The sequence below is a fragment of the Corynebacterium choanae genome, from assembly GCF_003813965.1.
Lineage (GTDB): Bacteria > Actinomycetota > Actinomycetes > Mycobacteriales > Mycobacteriaceae > Corynebacterium > Corynebacterium choanae.
Map to the genome: position 1 here is coordinate 1,644,504 of NZ_CP033896.1, position 21,897 is coordinate 1,666,400.

Below are 21,897 nucleotides of genomic sequence, written 5' to 3' on the forward strand. Positions count from 1 at the left end.
GAATGCAGAAGTGGTCGCAGGCGACCCAAAGCAGCAAGGGCCACCATGCCAGTGCAGCACCAGGTCGCAGAGAATCCACTTGGTATCGTCTCGTCGCTGCTAGCCGCCAATCACACCTTCCGGTGGCGTCACCCCACAGTGGCGAAACGCCCGCGCAGTCGCTACCCTCCCCCGGGAGGTACGGGCAATCATCCCGGCCCGCACCAGATAAGGTTCACAGACTTCTTCCACTGTGGAGGGTTCTTCGCCAACCGCTAACGCCAGGGTTGCCACCCCGACCGGCCCTCCCCCGTGACCGACGACAAGTGCTTCCAGTACCGCCCGGTCAAGCCGGTCGAGCCCTAATTCGTCCACATCAAACAACACCAACGCCTGCTGTGCGGCAAGCAGATCGATATGGCCATCGGCGTGAACTTCAGCGAAATCCCGCACCCGTCGAAGCAGCCGATTGGCGATACGTGGAGTCCCCCGAGACCGACTGGCGATCTCTTCGGCGGCACGCGCATCAATGGGAACATCCATAATGCGCGCGGCACGGGTGACCACCTGCGTAAGATCCTCGGTTGAGTAAAACTCCATTTGGGCGGTAAACCCAAACCGGTCACGCAACGGACCGGTCAACATACCGGCACGAGTCGTTGCACCGACTAAGGTAAATGGAGCAATCTCCAGCGGAATGGAGGTAGCACCAGGGCCCTTCCCGACAATGACATCGATCCGGAAATCCTCCATCGCCATGTACAGCATCTCTTCTGCGGGACGCGCAATACGGTGAATCTCGTCGATAAACAAGACGTCACCTTCCATAAGATTCGACAGCATTGCTGCTAAATCGCCGGCACGCTCCAACGCCGGCCCAGAGGTCATCCGCAGTGAGGTTCCCATTTCTTGGGCAATAATCATTGCCATCGTGGTTTTCCCCAAACCTGGAGGCCCCGCAAGCAGCACATGGTCGGGCGCACCGCCACGTTTACGAGCACCAGTGAGCACGAGATCCAGCTGGTTTCGCACCTTTGGTTGCCCGATGAACTCATCCAAAGACTTTGGCCGTAAATTCGTTTCCAACTCGAAGTCGGTTGGTTGCGCAAGCGGATCTATTGCCGAATTCGGCTCCCGCCCGCCAGCCCCTGCAGGCAGGCGAAACTCGGTTTTCTCAATGTCACTCATTGATGCTCCTCACAACCAATCTGTACATCTGTGCCCTCGTATTGGAACAACGAGCGAAACCAACTACCAACCACATCACACTATCCGCAGTCCAGCTAGACCCTGGTTGGCACAAATCTAGCAAGATGGTCAACCGTTGCAGACAACGGCACCATCGAACTGCTTTCCGTAAAAACCTGCAAGTTCATCCTGTGTGTTGGGCAGGCAGCAATATAACCGCGAACTCGCAAAATCTGAGCTTTTACAGTAACGCTTAAGCTCCAGCACCCAATTACTTGCCTAGCGACTTTAACGCCGCTTTCAACAACACCGGAGTTGTTGCGTCAGGTTGTGCTGCCGCCAGATCCGCAACAACACCTTCTACTTGGGCTGGCTGGAAGCCGAGGCTGTGCAATGCGGTAAGAACTTCGTCGACCACATCGGATTGGACTTGGGTGGCAGCGTCGACAGTTCCATCATTTACCGGAACACCGAAAGTAAAGGAATCAACCTTGTCTGCCAGTTCGAGGCAAAGCCGTTGCGCGATCCGTTCCCCCACACCGGGGATCTTCTTCAAAGCCTTCGGTTCGTTGCGCATAATAGCTTGCGCAATCGCTTCAGGGGTGTACACCGACAGCGCCGCAAGCGAATATTTCGCCCCCATGCCTTTAACCGACTGCAGAGTGAGGAACATCTCAATTTCAGCTGGTTCGCTAAACCCGTAGAGGGTCCAACCATCCTCCCGGACGACGAGCGAGGTGTACACAAACCCTTCTTGTCCCAGCTGCAACCCGGCGAGAGTAGCTGGTGTCGCAAACACCTGGTAGCCAACACCGCCACATTCTAAAATCACTTTGTCTTGGGTTTTCTGCAACACTTGTCCACGCAGTGACGCAATCATCGACAGTGCTCACCTGCCTTTCTATAACAGTTCATTGATTCTTCTTGTCCCCTGATAGTTCACGAATGCTCCAAAGAGGAAAGCCCCGGCCGTAACAGAGCAAAGCGCAGTGCCACCCTGCCCGGCGTGGATGCGCCGCAGGTTGTGCGCACCGGGTCGATACTCTTGGCTGTCACGAACGTGGTCACTGTTGATCATCTTGCCGGATTAGCTCCAACGTCCCGCTGACCGTTTCACCGGATCGCTACGAAACGCCACCTGTCGGCCGGTTTGTGCAGGTAATCGCGAAGCGGTTTGCTGTTGTTGGCGGGAGGCTGCTTTGAGTTGTGCAAGCCGGCCTTGGCTTTGTCGGTTGCGTGCCGCAGCATCACCATATCCCGCTTGAAGCGCAGCAGTTTCCGATTTCACCAATAGTGGGGCACGCCAACAATGACACAGTGCTAATGCAAGTGCGTCGGCTGCATCTGCTGGTTTCGGTGCCTCCGACAGCCCAAGAATCCGGGTAATCATGGCGGTCATCTGTTTCTTATCCGCTCGACCGTTACCGGAAATGGCTTTTTTCACCTCACTAGGGGTGTAGGTGTGCACTGGAATGTTGCGCTGCGCAGCAGCCAGCATCAACACCCCCACTGCATGTGCCGTCCCCATCACCGTGGATACGTTGCTTCGTTCAAAAACCCGTTCAATAGCGCACACATCCGGCTGATATTCATCCATCCACTGGGCTACCGCTGTGTGCAAACGATTGAGCCGTTCAGGTAGATCTGCCGTCGCCGGTGTACGCACTACCCCGGCAACGATTGGCACAACCTGCCGCCCCCGCCCAGCTTGGACGACCGAGACACCACATCGCGTCAGACCTGGGTCAATCCCCATGACCTTCAGTCCAGCAATATTCACTGGCGCATCCCTTCCCGACTGGTTGTTCCAACATGGGCACAGCAATCTTGTGCTCGTGCTATGTCCAGGATCGTCCATAGCAAAATAGTTAATCGAACAAAATTGCTACTGACATGCTACCGCACTGCCACACGTTCTGGGTTTCAGTGCGAATTGCCGCTGTTCAGAGGGAAAATATGCGATTCGGTCAGGATGGTCACAGGCCCTGAGTGCACTCGGCGGTACTCAATCGAACACGTCCCGACCGACGGCGGCACACCATTGAATCTTGCCCGCGCAGCGCGTTGCCACCACCTTGCACTCTTGTCCCTTAAAGACACAACAACGCTACCCAGAAGCGCGGGTCGATTCCGGGGGCTCGTGCAAATGCAATACATGCCGAGCTGCCAGAGCATCATCGACCCCAAGACCGCTTCTTGAAGTAGCGTGTGTCTGCAATGAGGTTTCACCAGGCACCCACCGCCGTGCCCCTTTCGGTTCGGCAGGCGGCGATCATGCCAGGGAACTAGTCGTTTTCTAACTCTTTGAGCACCTCGTCAGAAAGATCCATGTTGGTGTAAACGTTTTGTACATCGTCGGATTCTTCGAGGGCATCAATAAGTTTAAAGATGCGGCGTGCTTCCGGTGCACCAAGGGGAACCTCGACAGAGGCACGGAAGTCAGTGTCGGAGTCTTCAACAGCGATACCCGCAGCTTCCAAAGCCTGGGCAACTGCCCGCTGATCAGAAGGAGCAGAAACCACTTCGAAACCAGCAGGAATCGTTGCGACTTCTTCCACATCAATTTCGGCTTCGAGCACAGCCATCAAAATGTCATCTTCGGTGACCCCGTCGGCGGTGATGGTCGCCACGCCCTTCCGGGAGAACAGATAGCTCACCGCACCAGAATCGGCCATATTTCCGCCGTTTTTCGTCATGCGGGTACGAACCTCTGACGCGGCCCGGTTCCGGTTATCGGTGAGGCATTCGATAAGGACAGCAACACCATTTGGGCCGTAGCCTTCATACATGATGGTTGTCCAGTCAGCGCCACCGGCTTCTTCACCGGATCCGCGCTTGCGGGCACGCTCAATATTGTCATTTGGAACCGAGGCCTTCTTGGCCTTTTTGATCATATCGTCCAGGGTCGGGTTCGCCGCTGGATCGCCACCGCCGGTGCGGGCTGCAACTTCAATATTTTTAATCAGCTTGGCGAACTCTTTGCCTCGTTTGGCATCGTTCGCTGCCTTCTTATGCTTCGTGGTTGCCCATTTAGAGTGGCCTGACATGGAAGCTCCTCACAGTTCGGTGATCAGTTGATCACTGTCATCGTTTTGATCATTCTTCGATTTGTTTCCGCCACCGGATCCAGTCAGGACACCGGTGCGCTACATCGTTGCAAATCCTAGCAGCCCACCCCCGGTTGCCTACTACTGTGGCACCTGCAACGCGATGCTTTGCCGCCTGTGGCGTCACCTACCCGGCACTGTTGTGCACACAGTGCGACAAAAAGAGTTCGTGCATGCGAATATCGGCGGTGAGCTCTGGGTGGAACGCGGCAGCCATCGCATTGCCTTCGCGCACTGCAACGACCCGCTCGGTGCCGTCTTCTGCAGTAACCGTGGCTAGCACGGTTACCTGCTCACCGACCCTGGTCACTTGTGGGGCTCGAATAAACACAGTGTGCAGTGGGGTGTCAATGCCGGTTACTGGAAGTTCTGCCTCAAACGAGTCCACTTGCCGACCGAAGGCATTTCGTCGCACATCAATATCGATCACCGCAAAATTCACTGCATCGTCGCGAGTGTTTTCTACAGTTTTAGCCAGCAAAATCATCCCGGCACAGGTGCCAAATACGGGTAAACCGGCGTGCAGCATATCGCGAAGTGGCTCATAAAGATCCCCGATCCGGAGCAGCCGGGACATGGTGGTGGATTCACCGCCGGGCATAACAAGCCCGTCGAGGCCAGCTAAGTGACTTGCGCGCCGCACCAGCGGCGCGTCTACTCCGCATGCCTCTAAGGCTCGTTGATGCTCAATGACGCCGCCTTGCAGCGCTAACACTCCGATGGTGCTCGACATGGTTCTCCCAGAAGGTTGGATGGAATCACACCCGGTATCAATGGAGATGGTTCCTTCGAATTGAAGGGATAGCTCCATTTCTTGCGTCATGTTGCACGAATCACACTCAGCCAACGTGCGCTGCTGATCGGATGTGAGAACGTGTCCACATTAGCGGGCAGGTGCAGGAATTGTCGAAGTGCGCAGCAGATTGCCAGACACACCTCCTGCGTATTCTTTGCCATGTGGTGCAGTGGATGCTGGCAGATATTGGATGTATCAGTTGGCTGGTGCTGTCGTTTTTTTGGTTGTCTGTTGTAGTAAGCAATGCATGCCCGACCAGCGGTGAACAGCCGACGATAGGCAGCACACACCCCGGAGCTGTGTTGCTAGCTTGAGGATGATGATGTTAGGGGTTTTCGGTTGCGGGGGCGAGACCATCAAGCGGAATTGCTGCCGTTCCAGGTTTCAGGGTGCGCGCTAATCCTTCTTGGGTGACCACGGCCACGAGTTGTCCTTCAGCATTGAAAATTCTGCCGTGGGTCAGTGCGCGACCGGCATGCGCCACCGGGGAGATCTGATCATAGAGCAGCCACTCGTCAGCCCGGAAGGGGCGGATAAACCACATCGCATGGTCAAGGGAGGCTTCCTGGACAGCAACACCTTTGTGGGGTACGAGCGCTGACTGCAGCAGCGTCATATCCGACATGTAGGCCAGGGTGCACAAGTGCACGGTGTCATCATCGGGCAGCGGAGTTTTTGACCGCAACCACACACATTGTTGGCTCGCCGTGTATGGGTTGCGGTGATAGGCATCCGGTGGCACTACCCGAATATCAAAGTCAGACCATTCTTTCAGCAGTGCTTTCAGCGTGTCGCGCAGATGCGAGGTGGTATCCCCGAGCATGTCTGGACCTGGCAGCTGCCGCATAGTGTCGGCGTGGCTGATTCCATGGTCGCCTTGCCGATGGAAGGAGGCTTGCATAACAAAAATAACGGTGCCATCTTGGATGACTTTGACTTGCCTCGACACGAAACTTCGCCCGTCGCGAATCCGGTCGACGAGTAGCAATGTGGGTTTGGTTGCATCGCCGGGCGCGACGAAATATCCGTGCAGCGAATTGGCGCGGTATCCTGCATCGACTGTTCGGATCGCGGCGACCAGTGCTTGGGCGGCAACTTGCCCGCCGAAGGTGCGCCGAAGTGCGGATGCTACCGCCGGTCCGCGATACACATCGGCGTCGATGCGTTCGACTTCAAGCACTTGAAAAATCCGTGCAGGATGCGTCATTGTGAGCCACCGTTCCTTGAGCCATCGCGGAGTCTTGCCATGTTCCACACCGCTGGAGCGTTGCACGTTTGCTGGGTGTTGCATCAACCAGCTCAACAATACGGTGCAGCAATAACGATGTGATTCGCTGTCGCCCTAGTATAAAAATCTTTTGCCAAAGAAGATGTCTGGTTTGTAAAAAAACTCAGGACTTCTTCCCCGATCCTTCCCCACAGAAAGGGGGTGTGCAGTGATGTGAAGGTGCATGCAGCTACCCCTTGACGGGGCGACGAGAACACTGCGTGTGACGGTGTCCCCTGGTGTTCGGTGGGGTATTGCGGAAGCGTTGTGGCCGAGTGGATCGGTGGGAAAACAACAGCAACACCACCTATCGCCCTCCCTGTCACGCCAAGTCACCCCGCGTGCAGCGGGGCGAGGGTGGCAAACGCTATCCCCGGTATGTGTTGATTCTTCGCGATCACACCGGGAAGACGTGGAGGGTCGATAGGTGGTGTGTTTGTGGCACCGTTTCGGTGCCGCAGATGGGGTTACCAGCCGCGTTCCGCCAAACGGTGCGGCTGCGGAATTTCGTCCACGTTAATACCAACCATGGCTTCCCCGAGTCCGCGGGAAACATCGGCGATGATCTTTGGATCGTCAAAGTGTTGGGTTGCTTGCACGATGGCTTTTGCCCGCTGTTCTGGATTGCCGGATTTGAAAATACCGGAGCCAACAAATACGCCTTCGGCACCCATTTGCATCATCATTGCGGCATCGGCCGGGGTGGCGATACCGCCAGCGGTAAACAGCACAACTGGAAGTTTCCCAGTTTCGGCGACTTCCCGCACCAGTTCGTATGGCGCCTGCATCTCTTTCGCCGCAACATAGAGTTCGTCTTTCGCCATGCTGGTAAGCCGGTTGATCTCGGCGCGGATGGTGCGCATGTGGGTTACCGCATTGGAAACATCGCCGGTGCCAGCCTCCCCCTTGGAGCGGATCATTGCAGCACCTTCATTGATGCGACGCAACGCTTCACCCAGGTTCGTAGCACCACAAACAAAGGGCACAGTGAAGTCAAATTTGTCGATGTGGTTGGCGTAGTCGGCGGGGGTGAGCACCTCGGATTCGTCAATGAAGTCCACGCCGAGCGATTCTAGGACTTGTGCTTCGACGAAGTGGCCGATGCGGGCTTTCGCCATCACCGGGATTGACACGGCGTTGATGATGCCTTCGATCATGTCCGGATCGCTCATCCGGGACACGCCCCCCTGGGCGCGGATATCGGCCGGCACCCGCTCGAGTGCCATAACAGCGGTAGCTCCGGCATCTTCAGCGATCTTGGCTTGTTCCGGGGTGACAACGTCCATAATGACGCCGCCTTTGAGCATTTCTGCTAGACCCCGCTTAACGCGGGCGGTACCGTGGGCAGCAGTTGGGGCATTCACGTGACTGAAATTCTCCTGGTCGTCGGAAAGTCTGTACTGATTTGCGGTGTCACCTGGGTCGGTCGGTGGCTGTATCAAGCCATAACCGGCGCCGCCTCAGATCACCAACCCAGGTTGTCCGCCTGGTTGTGCTGCAAACGACTGCGATGAGGTTGGCAAACACCACAGCAGTGTGTTTTCCGATAGTGGTGGGTTGTGGAAAAGAAGGTATCAATACGGAAGGTTGATAGCCGATGTTTCGTACCGACCAATCCACCCATGGCGCCGGTCGCTGCTGTTGCAACGACCGGGGATGGCTGCACTGGTTGGCAAGTATTGTCCTTGGGCACAAAGTCTAGCCTGTCGCATGGTGCGTTGTCGTTACTGCCCCACCTGTTTCCATGTTGTATCGTGACCAGAACTGGGAGGCGACCGTCAGGCACCCAGCCGAAGTGTGGGGCTTGTAGCCTGCTACGACAACACCACCCCTGCAGGGCGGCGGGCACCGCAGAGGCTCCAATTGTGGTTGGCTTCGCCGCACAAGGATCAGCCCCACCACAGTACTGGCTATCGGGTTGCATTTTCGGTGATCGGTTAGCACTTGTCAGATTGGGAATCTCCATGCGGGGCTGAAGCGTCCCCAATCGCCGGGGTGGTGTGCGATGGGATGGCGGTAGTCAGCCCGGCTGGATCAAAATAGCTTGGCAAAGCAGCAGTACCTCCAAGATGCAGCAGCCGCACCAGTGGCCGCAGCCGAAGCGCCCGCGTCGCAGTCACCGCATCGTTATAGAAGCGGATCGCTAACTCCACCCGGGTCATCGCGCATTGAAGAGCTGGGTCTTCCCGCCGCGGATGGGCGTTAATCCGAAAGCTTAACGCCGCTTCGGCTTCCGCCCGCTGCTCCAAAGCGATTTTCGGGTTCACATCCACCCGCAGCGTCGCTGCCGGCGGCAGCGTATCGGTGATAGCAGCAAACACTAACGACCGCTGGTCGAGCGCGGCAAGCAGTTGTTGTCTTGCCGCATCGGTGCGAATGTGTAGCCGGTTGAGGCGTTGGGCAGTGAAATAGCTCCACATCGCCACAAGGCATAGCACCCCAACGATGCCAGCTACCCACGGATCAATCATGCGAGTCGTACTTTCTCGTAGCCGGCAACAGTGGAATACACCGCTAACACTCGCTGGCCTACCACCGACCAGTCAAATTCTTGCGCCCGCTGCACACCCCCGGCGCGCAGTCGATGCCGCAGCTGCCAATCGCTCGCCAATCTGTCAAGGCTTGCCGCTAACGCGTGCGGATCACCGGTGGGAAAGAGCATTCCAGCCGGCTGCTTGCTGGCTGCACCAGTGACAGCACGAAACGCCTCCAAGTCGCTGGCCAACACACATGCCCCGGCAGCCATCGCCTCCACGAGCACAATTCCGAAGGATTCCCCGCCGGTATTCGGCGCACAGTACACATCGCTCGCGGCGAGTACTGCTGCTTTTTGAGCGTCGCTTACCCGCCCAAGATAGGTTACCTGTGGATGGGGGCGCGCAGTGCCTGCCCCCATTACTGTCACGGCAACAGGGCATTGCACAAATTCTAATGCCTGCAGTAGCACATCCAGGCCTTTTCGGGGCTCGTCGAGCCGCCCTAGAAAACACACCTGGAGCGGGTTCGTGGCTGTTGCAGCCGCCGCGCGGTGTGCATGCTGGTGGCGGGCAGCCGCAAACGGGGCAATATCCACCCCGTTCGGGATCACCACCGGATCGCCGCCTAATTGCAGCATTTGGAAACGACGAGCCATCTCAGAGACGGCAATGCCCGCCCGGATTTTCTCCAGCAGCGGGGTCAACACCGGTTTGGCGATCTTTAACAATGTTGACGCATCCCCGGAGGTGTGGAAGGTGGCAACAATCGGTCCTTGGGCAAGTAGTAATGCCGCTAACGAATAGCTGGGACTATTTGGCTCATGCACATGCAACACGTCAAATTGTCCCTCCTGCAGAAACGTTTTCACCTGCTGCCGCACCTTCGGCCCGATCGACAACCGGGCAACTGAACCGTTGTATGGCACCGCCACTGATCCGCCGCCGCGCTGCACAAAATCAGGCACCGTTGCTGCTGCGGTTGCCGGCCCCAGCACCCGCACGTAATGCCCTTGACTACGCAGGAACTTCGCCATGTCGAGTACATGTGCCTGCACCCCGCCCGGCTCATCAAACGAGTAGGGGCACACAATTCCGATCCGCATCAGCCCTCCGGTTCCTCCTTCCAGGGTTCCCCTTTTGCCGCATGCGCCATGCCGCACCAGCCGGCTAGCCTGCAACGCCTTGCTCTATGCGTGGCAACCCTAGTCAACTTCCCCACTCAAATGAAAACCCCACACCGACACATCCACCATTGCATCGTGGCCCGGCAAAAGTGGACTGGGTCTCTGTGTCGGCTGAACAATTTTCCTGGCGTTTGCGCCGAGGCTTATTTGCACCAAGGAGCGCCTAGCGCTGCTCTAGATCTGCCACAAACACCGGCTGCAGCATGTGCCAATCCGCCGGATGGGCTGTGATGTGCTGGGTAAACCTGTCCGCCAGTCGGGCAATCAGCCCACCGACTGGCATAGCTTGCACGGCACTGCGCCCCTGCTCACTGACCGGGTTCAGATCTTCGCTGACAGCAAACCGCCACCCATTGTCGGTAAACCACAAATCAGCCACATGCACCGCACAGTCAGTGGCGCGGGCAAGTTTTTCCGGGCCATACGGCAACTTTGCCAACTCGCCACACAACGGCACTTCCACCCCGTGTCGTGATAAATCCCGCTCCCCTAGCAGCACCACCGGCTGCCGGTTGTTGAGCCGCGAAATAAGCTGCGGCACAACCGGCCCGTCGCCGCGGGAAGCAATCACCTCAAACCCGAGTGTTTCGCGATAGTTCACAAACGCGGAAAACAGCACCTCTGGTCGGAGCCGTTCCGCAACAGTAGTAAACGATCCCAGCTTGGTGGTAAGCCACCATCCAGCTAAATCCCAATTGCCCGAATGCGTCGTCACCAACAGCACGGGACGATCCGCCGCAATCGACTCCTGCACATGTGCAAACCCGGTCACCGACGCATCAAGTCGCTTCAACAGCCCTGGTGTATGCACCAGCTCCCGCAGGCGAAACGCCTCCAACCAGTAGCGCACATAGGAGGCCGTCGACGCAATCACCAATGATGTAGTCACCGCTTCTGGCCCAACGACCCGGGTGAGATTGCGCCGCAGCTGCTCCATGCCGCGGCCGTTCTGCGACACGATTCGACCAATGATGCCCGGCAACACCGCAATGAGCCGGTCAGGTAAAAATTTCACCACCTGCCAGGCGGCGATATAGCCAATAGCTGCCACATCCCGGGAGGCAACCGCCTGCACCAGCAGATTGTTCCGCATCCGTGCCACAGCTGACTGTACCCGGCATGCCTTCGATACCTTCACCATGTTGCTCCTTGTTCCATCGCCCTAACCCCGCACCCACCAGTAAGCAACCACGTTGCGCCAAGCACCGCACCAGGGTACACAACCAGCGAAGGCGACATCCTCTGTTACGGGTGAGCGCCTGGTGGTGGGGCAAGCGGATTTTGAGCAAACTTTGATCGCTTCGCCATCAGTAACCGTTGTATCACTGTTGCGACGCTTCCTACCGCCAGCAGCCACAACGCCACCGGCAGTGCCCAAGAGACACCTAAACCAGTCAATCCCAAGCCGATCAAAGAAACCAATAGCCGTTCGGCGCGTTCAACAATGCCCCCAACAATAGGCAAACCGCCTGCTTCAGCACGCGCCTTCACATAGGAGATCACCTGCGACGAAACCAACACGATGAGTGCTGCCGCAACATGCCACCGCGGCGCCCCGGCGGAATACACCAGCCACCACAGTATCGCCGCAAACAACGCACCGTCGGTAATCCGGTCACAGCTTGCATCCAGCGTCGCCCCAAAACTGGTGCCACCCCGCGACATGCGCGCCATCGTCCCGTCGATGAGATCAAATGCGGTAAACACCGCAATGGTGATCGCTGCCGCAAACAGATGACCGGTCGGAATCAACGTGCAACACGCCAGCACTGATAACACCGCCGAGGCAATCGTCACCTGATTCGGACGAATCCCCAGTTGCAGCAACGATTTCGCTAACGGATCGACCACCACAGCAGCCGGCTTGCGCCCACCAACACTGAGCATGCTTCGAACACTCCTCGTTCTATCCGGCCAGATCAGGATGCGGAAGCGACTGCCACGCCTGCGCCAGCAAGGTGCGGGTGTCCTGCAATGTCTGCGGCAGCACCTTCACCCCGTCGATCACCGTCATAAAATTCGCATCCCCACTCCACCGGGGAACTATATGCATGTGCAGATGATCCCCCACGCTCCCACCGGAGGCTTTCCCCAAATTAAAACCGGCATTGACCGCGTCCGGATGCGACACCTGCTTCACGCAGCGGATCGCATGCTGGGCAAATGCCATCAATTCGCGGGATTCCGCCTGGGTGAGGTCTTCGAGATTGGCAACCTTCCGATAGGGGATCACCATCATATGCCCCGGATTGTAGGGATAGAGATTCAACACACAAAACACATGCGTCCCACGGGCGACAATCAGCCCGTCCTCGTCAGATAACGTTGGCACCACTAAAAAGGGATCCTTGCGGGTTGCCCGCGCAGCTGCCGTATCGGTGTCCTTCTCCGGTGCCGCATGCTGCTCAGCACTGGTTGCCGCCGCCTGCGAATTGCTCGCATCGGCAGTCGCCGGCGATTGCGCAATATAGTGCATCCGGTAGGGCGCCCACAGCCGAAGCAGCCGATCAGGGGTGCCTAACCCCTGATCTACGATTGTCGAATCATCCTGCATACCTCAAACCTCTTCTTCCACCCGGAAAGCCGAATATGTTGCCGGCGGCAACATGCTGCCCGTGCACAAGGGAACACTCCGGTACGGCGATCATCGTGCCGCACCTAACTACAGCTGTTGTGTGCCAACGACTATCGTGTTTCCACCCTAGGCGTTGGCGACGCCCAGCAACAGGGTTTCTAGCAAAATACTTGCAAGGAACCTGCGTTGCACCACGCAGATGAACCACCGCTGTCCAGCGGCGTTGCACCCTTTGCTGGGATCTGTCACAGTCGCGCCCGCAACACTGCCTACCGGTGCTCCCCCTTCGCAGAACAACCCACCTGGCCACAGTCATGCACGACCCGACCAGGTGTATATGCACCGCCCCCAGCGGTAACAGCACAGTTCCACCGGCCAGACAGAAGCTGTTGCACCACGGTAGCGAACGTTCAGTTTCGCTACCGTGGTGCACCGCCGGATGAAACCGCAGCCCTGCTATTTACTCAGCATCCGGAAAAAGGACAGCTGCTTTCGGCTGCTCATTGCGACGGTCAGCGATCCACTGTGCAATAAGCTCCACGGCTTGCGCCACCGGCACCCCATTGTGCTGGGTTCCATCCAAGAAACGGAACGACACCGCACCGGCTTCCACGTCGCGGGCACCAGCCAGCAGCATAAACGGAATCTTGGCAGTGGTGTGATTGCGGATCTTTTTCTGCATCCGATCATCGCTGGCATCCACTTCCGCCCGAATACCACGCTGCCGCAGCTGATCCACCACCTGCTGGAGATGTGGCGCAAACTCGTCAGCCACCGGAATACCAACCACCTGGTGGGGAGCCAGCCACGCTGGGAATGCACCTGCATAGTGTTCCAGCAGCACCCCGAAGAACCGCTCAATCGAGCCGAACAGGGCACGGTGAATCATAATCGGCCGCTGCTTCGAGCCATCTGAGGCGGTGTACTCCAGGTTGAAACGTTCCGGCAAATTGAAGTCGAGCTGCACCGTCGACATCTGCCAGGTACGACCAATTGCATCGCGGGCCTGCACCGAAATCTTTGGCCCATAGAATGCGGCACCGCCTGGATCTGGTACCAGGTCAAGGCCGGACTTTGTCGCTACCCGTTCCAAAATCTCAGTGGAACGCTGCCAAATCTCATCCGATCCGACAAACTTCCCCTCATCCTTAGTGGAAAGTTCCAGATAGAAGTCATCAAGGCCGTAGTCTTTCAACAACGACAAAATGAACTCCAACACCCGGGTGAGCTCAGCCTCAAGCTGATCTTCAGTGCAATAGATATGCGCATCATCCTGAGTGAAGCCACGCGCACGAGTCAACCCATGAATCACACCAGACTTCTCATAGCGGTACACCGTACCGAACTCGAAAAGGCGCAGCGGCAGTTCACGATATGAACGTCCCCGGGAGGCAAAAATCAGATTGTGGAAGGGGCAGTTCATCGGCTTGGCATAGTAGTCCTGCGGCTGCTTGGTGCAGTTGCCGTCCGCGTCATATTCGCCGTCGAGTTTCATCGGCGGGAACATGCCGTCAGCATAGAAATCGAGGTGCCCGGACTGCGCAAATAGATCCCCCTTCGTCAAGTGAGGGGTGTTGACAAACGAATAGCCGTGCGCCAGATGCTGCTTGCGGGAATGCTCCTCCATCTCCAGGCGGATCATGCCACCATCGGGATGAAACACCGGGAAGCCGGAACCAATCTCATCTGGGAAGCTAAACAGATCCATCTCTTGCCCCAAACGGCGGTGGTCGCGTTTTTCCGCTTCCTCAAGCATGCGCTGATATTCTTCCAGCTTCTCCTTCGACTCCCAGGCGGTGCCGTAGATCCGCTGCAAACCAACATTGTTTTGATCCCCCCGCCAGTAGGCAGCCGAGGAACGAGTCAGGGCGAAAGCGGGAATATATTTCGTGGTCGGCACATGCGGCCCGCGGCACAAGTCATACCACTCCACTTCCCCGCTGCGCGGGTTGATGTTGTAGTAGCCGGTCAGTTCACCGGCACCGATCTCGGTAGCTTCATCCGAGTTCGGATCAACATTGCCTTTATCGTCAATGAGTTCCAGCTTTAACGGTTCAGCCGCTAATGCCTGGCGCGCCTCAGCCGCATCTGCGTAGACGCGGCGTTCAAACTTCTGCCCCGACTTGATGATTTTCTTCATCCGCTTTTCCAGTTTCGCCAAGTCTTCTGGCGTAAACGCGTGATCGGTGAGGAAGTCATAGTAGAAGCCGTTTTCCACAGCCGGTCCGATACCAAGCTTGGTGCCTGGGAACTCTGCCTGCACAGCCTGTGCCAGCACATGGGTACAAGAGTGACGAATCACCGACCGCCCAGCTTCAGTAAACGCCGGTACAGCGGTGACGGTGGTTTCTTGTTCTGGAACGAACCCGAGATCACGCAAGGTGCCATCGCTGGTTGCCACCGCCACGATGGCTTGTTCCCCCTTGGTAGGCAACTCCAGCTCCCGCATGGCAGCGCCTGCTGCAGTTCCTGCGGCAACAGTGAACGTCACAGGGGTGTAAGTTGCCAATTCGACGGCACTAAAAACAGATTCCACGGTGTACCAGCGCTCCTTTTGCGCTCAAGCAGCCCCTGCATACCTGGCAGGTAGCTGCGTTTATCAGGTTTGATCGTTCCATTGAGATTCACACAAAACCCAGCTGGCTTTCCGCAGCCTGACGCTGAGCTCTCCGCCAGCAGCTAACCTGCTGCGCAAGCACACTCCTGCAACACATTGAGCAGTGTTGCACGCCGCAAACACCGGTAACCGTTGCAGAGGCTGAGCAAAACAGGACACTAGCAGTAGTCACTTATTGCTGGCGGTGACAATCTGAATGTAACGCAGAAGTATGCTACCGGATGCGCAGCAGGAAACGATACCGTAAGGCAATTTTTCCCCTCCTCGCTGATACTTTGCTCATCACCCCCGGCACGCCGACTGTGCAAGCAAGGACAGCCCCACCCGCAGGTACCGAGTTTTCATGGAACAACCATTGGTGGCCGGCAGGTAAGTCCGGCGACCTGCTCCACACCGATTACTGTCTACTGATACTGGTTTCGCCCCCATCGACACCAGACTTGAGAAAATACCGCTCTCCTGACTGTTTCCCCACGCCGCAACGGACAATTCAGCAACAGCGACAACACGCTGAAAACTCGTCTTGCCGAACAGCAGGATGACATGCAGCCCACTGAATGTTCCATCGCCGCACACGGCACAGCCGTGCAGCTGACCGGCTCTGCGGGGAAAGCCGCCTCACCTGAAAGCAACCAACAGGCTTGTTACCACCGCAATAATTACAACCACCTATCGCTTCCGGTCACCGACGATAGACTGCTTTGGAGATTGCTGGCACAGCAGCTAGTGTCTCACGGCGCCAAAAGGGAAAATACCAGGTTGAAAACCAGCACCAGTGGTAGCAGCACGCAAGCTGAAACGATCAGCTGCCCCAGCTCGTCATGCTGCCACCGTTGGCACCTGGAACAGTTGAACAGGACTACTAGCGGCTATCCTTCGAGCAAAGACTGCCCCCAGTAGGTGTCCCGCCCCTTTGCCCCTTGAGCATCCGTTCCGGGCGGGCAGGCGTACACCGCAGACCCAATGTGGGTGACCCACTGGTTGAGTCGATCAATAGTGTCGAGGCGTTGCTGAATCGGAATGAACTGCTCCCGCGGATCTTGTTGGAAACAGATAAACAGCAACCCAGAGTTTGCACCATCCTCACTGTCGGGTTCCGGCGGAAGATCATAGCTGTAAGCACGGCGGCGCAGCTTCTGGTTGGGTTTATCCGCCGGATTGGTTGCCCGCGCCATATGAGAAGTCGGATCAATAACCGGTAGCCCATAGCTATCCCGCGCCTCATAGTCGGGAGTGTCGGTTTCCTTCTTCCCGGTCAGTGGCGCACCAGAGTCGAGCTTGCGGCCAAACACTTGTTCCCGCGAAGCCCGGTCGAGTTTCTCCCATTCAAACATTTTGAATGCGATGCGGCGCAGCACAAGACAGGTTCCCCCATGGAGCCAATCTGGCCCCTCATCAATCCACACAATGTCGTTATATTCTTTATCCTTGTTCGGATTGACAGTCCCATCTTTGAGCCCAAACAAATTCCGCGGGGCTCCCCCTTCCCGGGCACCACGCTGCGGCAAAAATCCGAGTTGTATCCAGCTTGGTGACACGTAGCTCATAGCGGAGCGAATCATGTGCCGCTGAGCATGCGCCAAAGTCAACTGATCGTCACAGCAGAGCTGCAATACAAGATCAGTTTGCCCCCATTTGTCATCGAGCTCGTCCCGTTCGAATGCTGGCAGCGGCTCCAACCAAGCAGGGCGTTGCGCCGGCTTTCCAATGACCTCAAAGAGGCCAGGACCAAACCCACAAGTAATCGTCAAATGCGCCGGTGCCTTAGCCATTTCCGGTTCAAGATCCCCCAATGGAGCTGTCCCCGCAGTCAAACGCCTAGCATCTTCAGTCCACAGGGTAAGAAGGCGACGCACATCGTCAGCGTCTACTCCTGCCCGAAAGTTGAAACCGATGAGGGAGCAATGAGCTTGTTCAGCAGTCCGGATACCGGCCTGATGCTCATCATCGAACACCACCACCTCAGCAAGCTCATCAGTGACCGCATCAGTCGCCCCCGTAGCATCAGGGATCTCCCGAGTGTTTGTGGTGCGTGTTTGGCCATGAGCCAGCAGCGGTTGTGCCGCGGCAATACCGGCAGCAGTAGCAGACACACCAGCGAGAAAGGAACGACGAGACAGCGGTGCCGCATCCGGCTGCTGGTTGGTAGATTCGGGAGTTTCGTTTCGGTTGTGAACCATGCGGTACACATCTCCTTCTTACTTATTCCATTGATCTGCCACAACCAGGCTGCAGTGCACGATGGCGATGGCATCGGTTTTCATCCTGCGCTGCATTCGCGCCGATGATATTGGCATACGCTCTACGCTAGTAGAAACACATCCGTTCCTGCGGATAATTCGACGGTTCTGCTGTGTTTTGCAGGCATTGGCACTGTCACGACCAACCCCACCGCAAGCTGCTGCGCTAGCAGACAGCGTCTGCAGCAAGGTCTATCCCGTGCGCGGTTCACCGCGACTAACCAGTGTGTTCCTACCGCAGAAACCAGCACTACCGTTGCTCATCCTCGCAGACGTCACAATCCGGTAATGCTGATCCGTCACGCTTGAAAACCACTGAACCTGCTGATGAGACGCTCCGATCCACACCAGCCAGGTGCGATAGACCTTGCCCAGCTGGGAAGATCACAACTTGTGGAAACTAGTGGGCTTCCTTGTCGTGATCGTGCCCTTCGTGACCTTCATGACCTGCATGGTCGGCATGTGAATCATCACCATAGTTTTCCGCACCGGAGGCAATTTCCCGCACCGGAATATTGGTGTACTCGACAGTCTGACCGTCAGCGAATTCCACGGTCACATCGAAGGTGTCACCAGCCTTCACATCCTGGTTGAGTTTCATCACCATCATGTGATCGGCACCCGGCTTCAGTTCATAATCCTGACCCGGTTCCACCACGAAACCGCCCTCTTTCTCCTTCATCACCCCGTTGACAACCTCGTGCAGCTGGTTCATCCCTGCATCAATGGTGCTGGTGAAACCAACAATATTCAGCGGCTGATCAGTGTCATTTTCAAACACACCGAACAGTGCAGTGTGGCCGTCATCTTTCACAGCGGCCTTGAAGTAGGCATCCTTGAGCTGCACATTGTCGCTATTCAACTTCTCTGCAGCAGCTTCAGTGGTGGTCGAAGTTGAAGTCGAAGTACTGGTGGTCGTGCTCGGAGTGGTGGTCGTGGTGTCGGTTTCGGTTGCAACCGATGTCACCGTCATATCGGCAGCAGAGTCGTCACTCCCACATGCAGACAGCACCAAAGCAGAAGCAACAGCAGCAGCGGCAGTGATTTTCACAGCAGAAATACGCATAAAACTCTCAATTCTTTGCAAAAGCGAATGAACACTGGAGGGAGTCATTGGCTCCCAACAACTTAGAACGCCATCGTTTGGTGTGGTGATGCCGCACCGACGAAGATTCTTCCAACCCGGCTAGCCAGTACGGCGTCGCCGCGTGAACAACACCACCAACCCGATCAGCACGATCACACCGACACCAAGTCCAATCCACAGCGGCACCGGTGACCCTTTCGCACTTTGCTCGTTGGTCGGAGCATCATCGGCAGTATCAGCTGCAGCGGTAGTTGTCGACGAAGCAGCAGCAGACGTCGACGCTGTCGCCGTCGTTGAGACAGATGTCGTAGCCGACGAAGCAGGAGCAGCACTACTAGCGGTAGTGGTTGTACTGCTTGAAGTTGACGTCGCAGACGTGCTGGCTGCAGAGCTCCGAGTAGTCGGTGAGTCAGCCCCTTCACCAGCAACGTGGAAGGTGGTTTTGCCCCGGGTTGCATGGCCGTCCGAGGAGGTGATTTGGAATCCGACAATATATTCGCCGGAACCGGGATTAAGGTCATCCGGTAAATCCACCGACACTACATTGTCGGTCAGCTGCGGGGTGTCGGTAAACAACACTTCGTGGGTTTCCGCGTTGGACACTGCAATCGTGTTGAAGCTTTCCTGCGGAATACCGGAGAACTCAAGTTCAATGTGGTGGGGAAAGGTTTCCACCACTGCCCCATCCGCGGGGGTCGCGTGCACCACCACATCGTGTGCGAACGCCAGCGGCGCCGCACCCACACCCAGCAATCCCGCAGTGGCGACTACTGCCACGTTACGGCGAAAGCCTGTACCAATCGATTCCAGCGAAAACACGAGTTTTTTACCCTTCACAAACGGTTGAAAACGGCTCACCGGTGCTGCAGCACGTGGTGCGCAAACACACGGTGTAAAGCATGCACTTCCAAACGATAACAGTACCCGCGGTCACTGGCGTGAACGGGACATTACATTCCGCGCAGCTTATTGCAGGCACTTATCGAAGTAGTCGGCCACGAGCTTCTGTTAGTTCCCGGTACGGCAATGTTGGCCGCGGACCACTACCCCCGATGCAACGGCCTGAAGCGCCAACGATGTATCAACGAAAGCCCTGTGACCGGCACAAACACGGACAAAATCGGGATTTTGACAGTGCGGATTGTGTAGAGCGCAACACGCCCCCACCACCTGTCGATAACTAGGAGCCGTATGGAGTTGTGCAGATCACGTCCAAGCCGACTCTTGCAAAGCTGAGTCCTTCAAGGGACTACAAGACTTCAGGCAATAGTTGTCAAAGCAAGCAGCAAACCGGTGTGCAATGTTGCGGCTGGAGCACCTGCGAGCACCAGACTGCAGGAACTTGAGGATTTTGCAGGTTTCACCACAACGGAAAAGCATCAACAGCAATCAAGTCGTAAACCCGCAAAGAAAAACCGCTGCTTCCCAGCATTCAAGGTGGAAAGCAGCGGATACTCCGCACCAAACTACTGCACGCCAGTCTGTGCAAACAAACGTTTTAGACCTGGCTGCGCAACAGCGAGCTACGGCAGGCGGGTAAATAGCGTGAGGTTTTCACCAAATTGTGATGAACCGGCATGTATCGACCCCACGACACCATCGCCAGGGATCCACACCGGACCGCCGGAATCACCAGGTGCCGCTTCGACATTAACGCCGAAAATCTGATCAGCATAGTATTTGCCGCGATAGACGATAGTGCCACAGCGAACTTCCTGCGTGGTACTTCCGTAGACGCAAGCCTGTTTACCTACCAGCTCGTCTGGAGTGATTCCCGCATGGGTATCGCCGCTAAATGGGTTCGCACCCACCACAACATCGGCATAAGGGCGGATTACTGCCAGGTCTGTTGCCATCCGCAACCAGTCACCGGCACTGCCATGTTCCCAGTGGTTGTCTTTCGGCTCATCATTGGAATAGAGCCGTTGCAGCACTCCGAGCGGATGTAAAGCTGTGTCGTAGACGACCGAACCGGATTCACCACAGTGCGCTGCAGTTACCGCGACGCCACGGGTTTTATCGGCGAATGCGACGGTACACTGCGACCACATGGTTCCATCCTCGGCAGGAGTAGCGTGTTTGATGTAGACGAATTCACCCTGCGAAAGCGGTAACGGTTTACCTTCGCTGCGATCCGGGATGGTGGTCAATGCAGCGGCGTAATCCCAAGTGGGTAGCTCGGGTACTTCTAGTCGTTGAGGATCATCCGGAAGTGGCGCTGCAGTGTCATCGACTTCCGGCTCATTGTCGGTAGTCGGGATGCGCACAAATACGGCAATGGTTTTCCCTTCCCATTCACCAAGTCGGGCTGCCACACCAACCAACCCGGATCCCGGAAGATAAACCCCTGCCCCGGTGACTACACCTGATGTGTTTGCATCGACCCCAAAAATCATTGTTCCCGAATAGTGATTCGAGGCATAAGTAACTGTCCCGCAGGATTCGCTTTCGGTTTGGGCGGCTTTAAAACAGACCTCTTTCCCTTTCCAGGTTGCCGGATCCACTTCAGCTAGGGTGTTGCCGGAATAGTGGTTGTTCCCAAGTCGCACATCCGAGTACAGGCGAATCTCTGCAATATCAGTTGCAAGACGTCGCAAATCCTCGTCACTGCCGGCTTCCCACGGGTTCTTCCTTGCCTCATCATTGTTATAGATTCGGCTCATTACTCCAATGGGCCGGCCATACTCGTCGACCACCTCGGTACCGTTTTCACCACAGCTTGAGGCGGTAAGTAACGTGTGGTAGCGCTTATCAACAAATCCGACCGTGCAACCCAGATACTGGGGCTGCCCAGGTTTGGCATCGGGATTCTTCATTAACAGCACATCACCCTGATGTATCGCTCTTGGGCGTCCTAAACTGCGATCGGGCACTGTATCGAGTGGCCCTTGAATCCGCCATGAAGGCAACGCGGAATCGTTGCCTTCGGTGGGTTCTGGTTTCGGGCTAGTTTCTGGCTCGGGTTTTGGCTGTGGCTTAGGAGATTCTTCCGATGGTTGTGGATCGGAAGTTGGTTCGGGCTTCGGTTCCGGTTTCGGATCCGGCTTCGGTTCTGGTTTCGGATCCGGCTTCGGTTCTGGTTTCGGTTCCGGCTTCGATTCCGGTTTCGGATCCGGATTCCCAGTGGGAGGAATTACCACAGGCGGTTTGCCAAAGTCTGGGTCTACTGGTGTATCCGGATTTGATGGTTCTATCGGGGTAGCAGGCTCACCAGTATCTGGGAATACTGGCGTGGAATCATCTGGGGTCTCAATTTCAGGCTTTGAAACTTCAGGTGAAGGTTCAGGCGCTGGGGCCGGTTCTGGTTGTGGTTGCTCCGACTTGCTGGGTTCTGGCTGGAGCTCCGGGTCGACTGGCGAAGAAGGTGATACGTCAACAGG

Annotated in this window: 17 protein-coding genes; all 17 read right to left on the reverse strand. The window is 56.6% G+C overall.

The genetic code is table 11. The features are described 5' to 3' along the window. Window positions 1-99 precede the first annotated feature (99 nt). Window positions 100-1,167, reverse strand: coding sequence for a Holliday junction branch migration DNA helicase RuvB (gene ruvB / locus CCHOA_RS05885; RefSeq protein ID WP_123928146.1), 1,068 nt, complete (start codon window positions 1,165-1,167; stop codon window positions 100-102). A gap of 271 nt (window positions 1,168-1,438) precedes the next feature. Further along, a complete protein-coding gene (gene ruvA, locus CCHOA_RS05890; RefSeq protein ID WP_123928149.1) occupies window positions 1,439-2,047 on the reverse strand; it encodes a Holliday junction branch migration protein RuvA in 609 nt (202 codons plus the stop codon). 207 nt (window positions 2,048-2,254) lie between these two features. Next, window positions 2,255-2,947, reverse strand: coding sequence for a crossover junction endodeoxyribonuclease RuvC (ruvC, locus tag CCHOA_RS05895; protein ID WP_123928153.1), 693 nt, complete (start codon window positions 2,945-2,947; stop codon window positions 2,255-2,257). A 505-nt stretch (window positions 2,948-3,452) separates the two neighbouring features. Next, window positions 3,453-4,214, reverse strand: a complete 762-nt coding sequence (locus CCHOA_RS05900; protein ID WP_123928157.1) for a YebC/PmpR family DNA-binding transcriptional regulator — start codon at window positions 4,212-4,214, stop codon at window positions 3,453-3,455. A gap of 187 nt (window positions 4,215-4,401) precedes the next feature. Further along, on the reverse strand, window positions 4,402-5,007 hold the full coding sequence (gene pdxT / locus CCHOA_RS05905) for a pyridoxal 5'-phosphate synthase glutaminase subunit PdxT (RefSeq protein ID WP_123928159.1): 606 nt from the start codon (window positions 5,005-5,007) through the stop codon (window positions 4,402-4,404). A gap of 388 nt (window positions 5,008-5,395) precedes the next feature. Then, on the reverse strand, window positions 5,396-6,277 hold the full coding sequence (locus CCHOA_RS05910; protein ID WP_123928162.1) for an acyl-CoA thioesterase: 882 nt from the start codon (window positions 6,275-6,277) through the stop codon (window positions 5,396-5,398). Window positions 6,278-6,804: 527 nt separating this feature from the next. Further along, complete coding sequence (pdxS, locus tag CCHOA_RS05915; protein ID WP_123928165.1) at window positions 6,805-7,701, reverse strand: pyridoxal 5'-phosphate synthase lyase subunit PdxS; 897 nt, start codon at window positions 7,699-7,701, stop codon at window positions 6,805-6,807. A gap of 573 nt (window positions 7,702-8,274) precedes the next feature. Beyond that, window positions 8,275-8,808, reverse strand: coding sequence for a hypothetical protein (locus CCHOA_RS05920; RefSeq protein WP_245992087.1), 534 nt, complete (start codon window positions 8,806-8,808; stop codon window positions 8,275-8,277). Then, window positions 8,805-9,917, reverse strand: a complete 1,113-nt coding sequence (locus CCHOA_RS05925) for a glycosyltransferase family 4 protein (RefSeq protein ID WP_123928167.1) — start codon at window positions 9,915-9,917, stop codon at window positions 8,805-8,807. Before CCHOA_RS05925 ends, CCHOA_RS05920 begins: the two co-directional genes overlap by 4 nt. Window positions 9,918-10,161: 244 nt before the next feature. Next, complete coding sequence (locus CCHOA_RS05930; protein ID WP_245992088.1) at window positions 10,162-11,139, reverse strand: phosphatidylinositol mannoside acyltransferase; 978 nt, start codon at window positions 11,137-11,139, stop codon at window positions 10,162-10,164. Between the two features lie 104 nt (window positions 11,140-11,243). Then, a complete protein-coding gene (pgsA, locus tag CCHOA_RS05935; RefSeq protein WP_123928169.1) occupies window positions 11,244-11,885 on the reverse strand; it encodes a phosphatidylinositol phosphate synthase in 642 nt (213 codons plus the stop codon). A 19-nt stretch (window positions 11,886-11,904) separates the two neighbouring features. Further along, window positions 11,905-12,552, reverse strand: coding sequence for an HIT family protein (locus tag CCHOA_RS05940; RefSeq protein ID WP_123928172.1), 648 nt, complete (start codon window positions 12,550-12,552; stop codon window positions 11,905-11,907). Window positions 12,553-13,033: 481 nt separating this feature from the next. Continuing rightward, window positions 13,034-15,022 carry a threonine--tRNA ligase gene (gene thrS, locus CCHOA_RS05945; RefSeq protein WP_123930913.1) on the reverse strand — a complete coding sequence of 663 codons (1,989 nt, stop codon included), beginning with the start codon at window positions 15,020-15,022 and terminating at the stop codon, window positions 13,034-13,036. Window positions 15,023-16,059: 1,037 nt separating this feature from the next. After that, window positions 16,060-17,370 (reverse strand): Dyp-type peroxidase, encoded by a 1,311-nt coding sequence (locus tag CCHOA_RS05950; RefSeq protein ID WP_123928175.1) that lies wholly within the window; start codon window positions 17,368-17,370, stop codon window positions 16,060-16,062. A gap of 460 nt (window positions 17,371-17,830) precedes the next feature. Further along, window positions 17,831-18,496 (reverse strand): copper chaperone PCu(A)C, encoded by a 666-nt coding sequence (locus tag CCHOA_RS05955; RefSeq protein ID WP_164472406.1) that lies wholly within the window; start codon window positions 18,494-18,496, stop codon window positions 17,831-17,833. A 120-nt stretch (window positions 18,497-18,616) separates the two neighbouring features. Beyond that, window positions 18,617-19,375, reverse strand: coding sequence for a copper resistance CopC family protein (locus CCHOA_RS05960; RefSeq protein WP_245992089.1), 759 nt, complete (start codon window positions 19,373-19,375; stop codon window positions 18,617-18,619). Between the two features lie 665 nt (window positions 19,376-20,040). Further along, a complete protein-coding gene (locus CCHOA_RS05965; RefSeq protein ID WP_123928182.1) occupies window positions 20,041-21,333 on the reverse strand; it encodes a chymotrypsin family serine protease in 1,293 nt (430 codons plus the stop codon). Between the last annotated feature and the right edge of the window lie 564 nt (window positions 21,334-21,897).

What these genes read in the sequence shown, in the direction of transcription:
- ruvB (WP_123928146.1), bottom strand. Translation starts at nt 1,167, where the DNA reads ATGAGTGACATTGAGAAAACCGAGTTTCGCCTGCCTGCAGGGGCTGGC.
- ruvA (WP_123928149.1), bottom strand. Translation starts at nt 2,047, where the DNA reads ATGATTGCGTCACTGCGTGGACAAGTGTTGCAGAAAACCCAAGACAAA.
- CCHOA_RS05900 (WP_123928157.1), bottom strand. Translation starts at nt 4,214, where the DNA reads ATGTCAGGCCACTCTAAATGGGCAACCACGAAGCATAAGAAGGCAGCG.
- pdxT (WP_123928159.1), bottom strand. Translation starts at nt 5,007, where the DNA reads ATGTCGAGCACCATCGGAGTGTTAGCGCTGCAAGGCGGCGTCATTGAG.
- CCHOA_RS05910 (WP_123928162.1), bottom strand. Translation starts at nt 6,277, where the DNA reads ATGACGCATCCTGCACGGATTTTTCAAGTGCTTGAAGTCGAACGCATC.
- CCHOA_RS05920 (WP_245992087.1), bottom strand. Translation starts at nt 8,808, where the DNA reads ATGATTGATCCGTGGGTAGCTGGCATCGTTGGGGTGCTATGCCTTGTG.
- CCHOA_RS05925 (WP_123928167.1), bottom strand. Translation starts at nt 9,917, where the DNA reads ATGCGGATCGGAATTGTGTGCCCCTACTCGTTTGATGAGCCGGGCGGG.
- CCHOA_RS05930 (WP_245992088.1), bottom strand. Translation starts at nt 11,139, where the DNA reads ATGGTGAAGGTATCGAAGGCATGCCGGGTACAGTCAGCTGTGGCACGG.
- pgsA (WP_123928169.1), bottom strand. Translation starts at nt 11,885, where the DNA reads ATGCTCAGTGTTGGTGGGCGCAAGCCGGCTGCTGTGGTGGTCGATCCG.
- CCHOA_RS05940 (WP_123928172.1), bottom strand. Translation starts at nt 12,552, where the DNA reads ATGCAGGATGATTCGACAATCGTAGATCAGGGGTTAGGCACCCCTGAT.
- thrS (WP_123930913.1), bottom strand. Translation starts at nt 15,022, where the DNA reads ATGCGGGAGCTGGAGTTGCCTACCAAGGGGGAACAAGCCATCGTGGCG.
- CCHOA_RS05950 (WP_123928175.1), bottom strand. Translation starts at nt 17,370, where the DNA reads ATGGTTCACAACCGAAACGAAACTCCCGAATCTACCAACCAGCAGCCG.
- CCHOA_RS05955 (WP_164472406.1), bottom strand. Translation starts at nt 18,496, where the DNA reads ATGCGTATTTCTGCTGTGAAAATCACTGCCGCTGCTGCTGTTGCTTCT.
- CCHOA_RS05965 (WP_123928182.1), bottom strand. Translation starts at nt 21,333, where the DNA reads ATGAAGAATCCCGATGCCAAACCTGGGCAGCCCCAGTATCTGGGTTGC.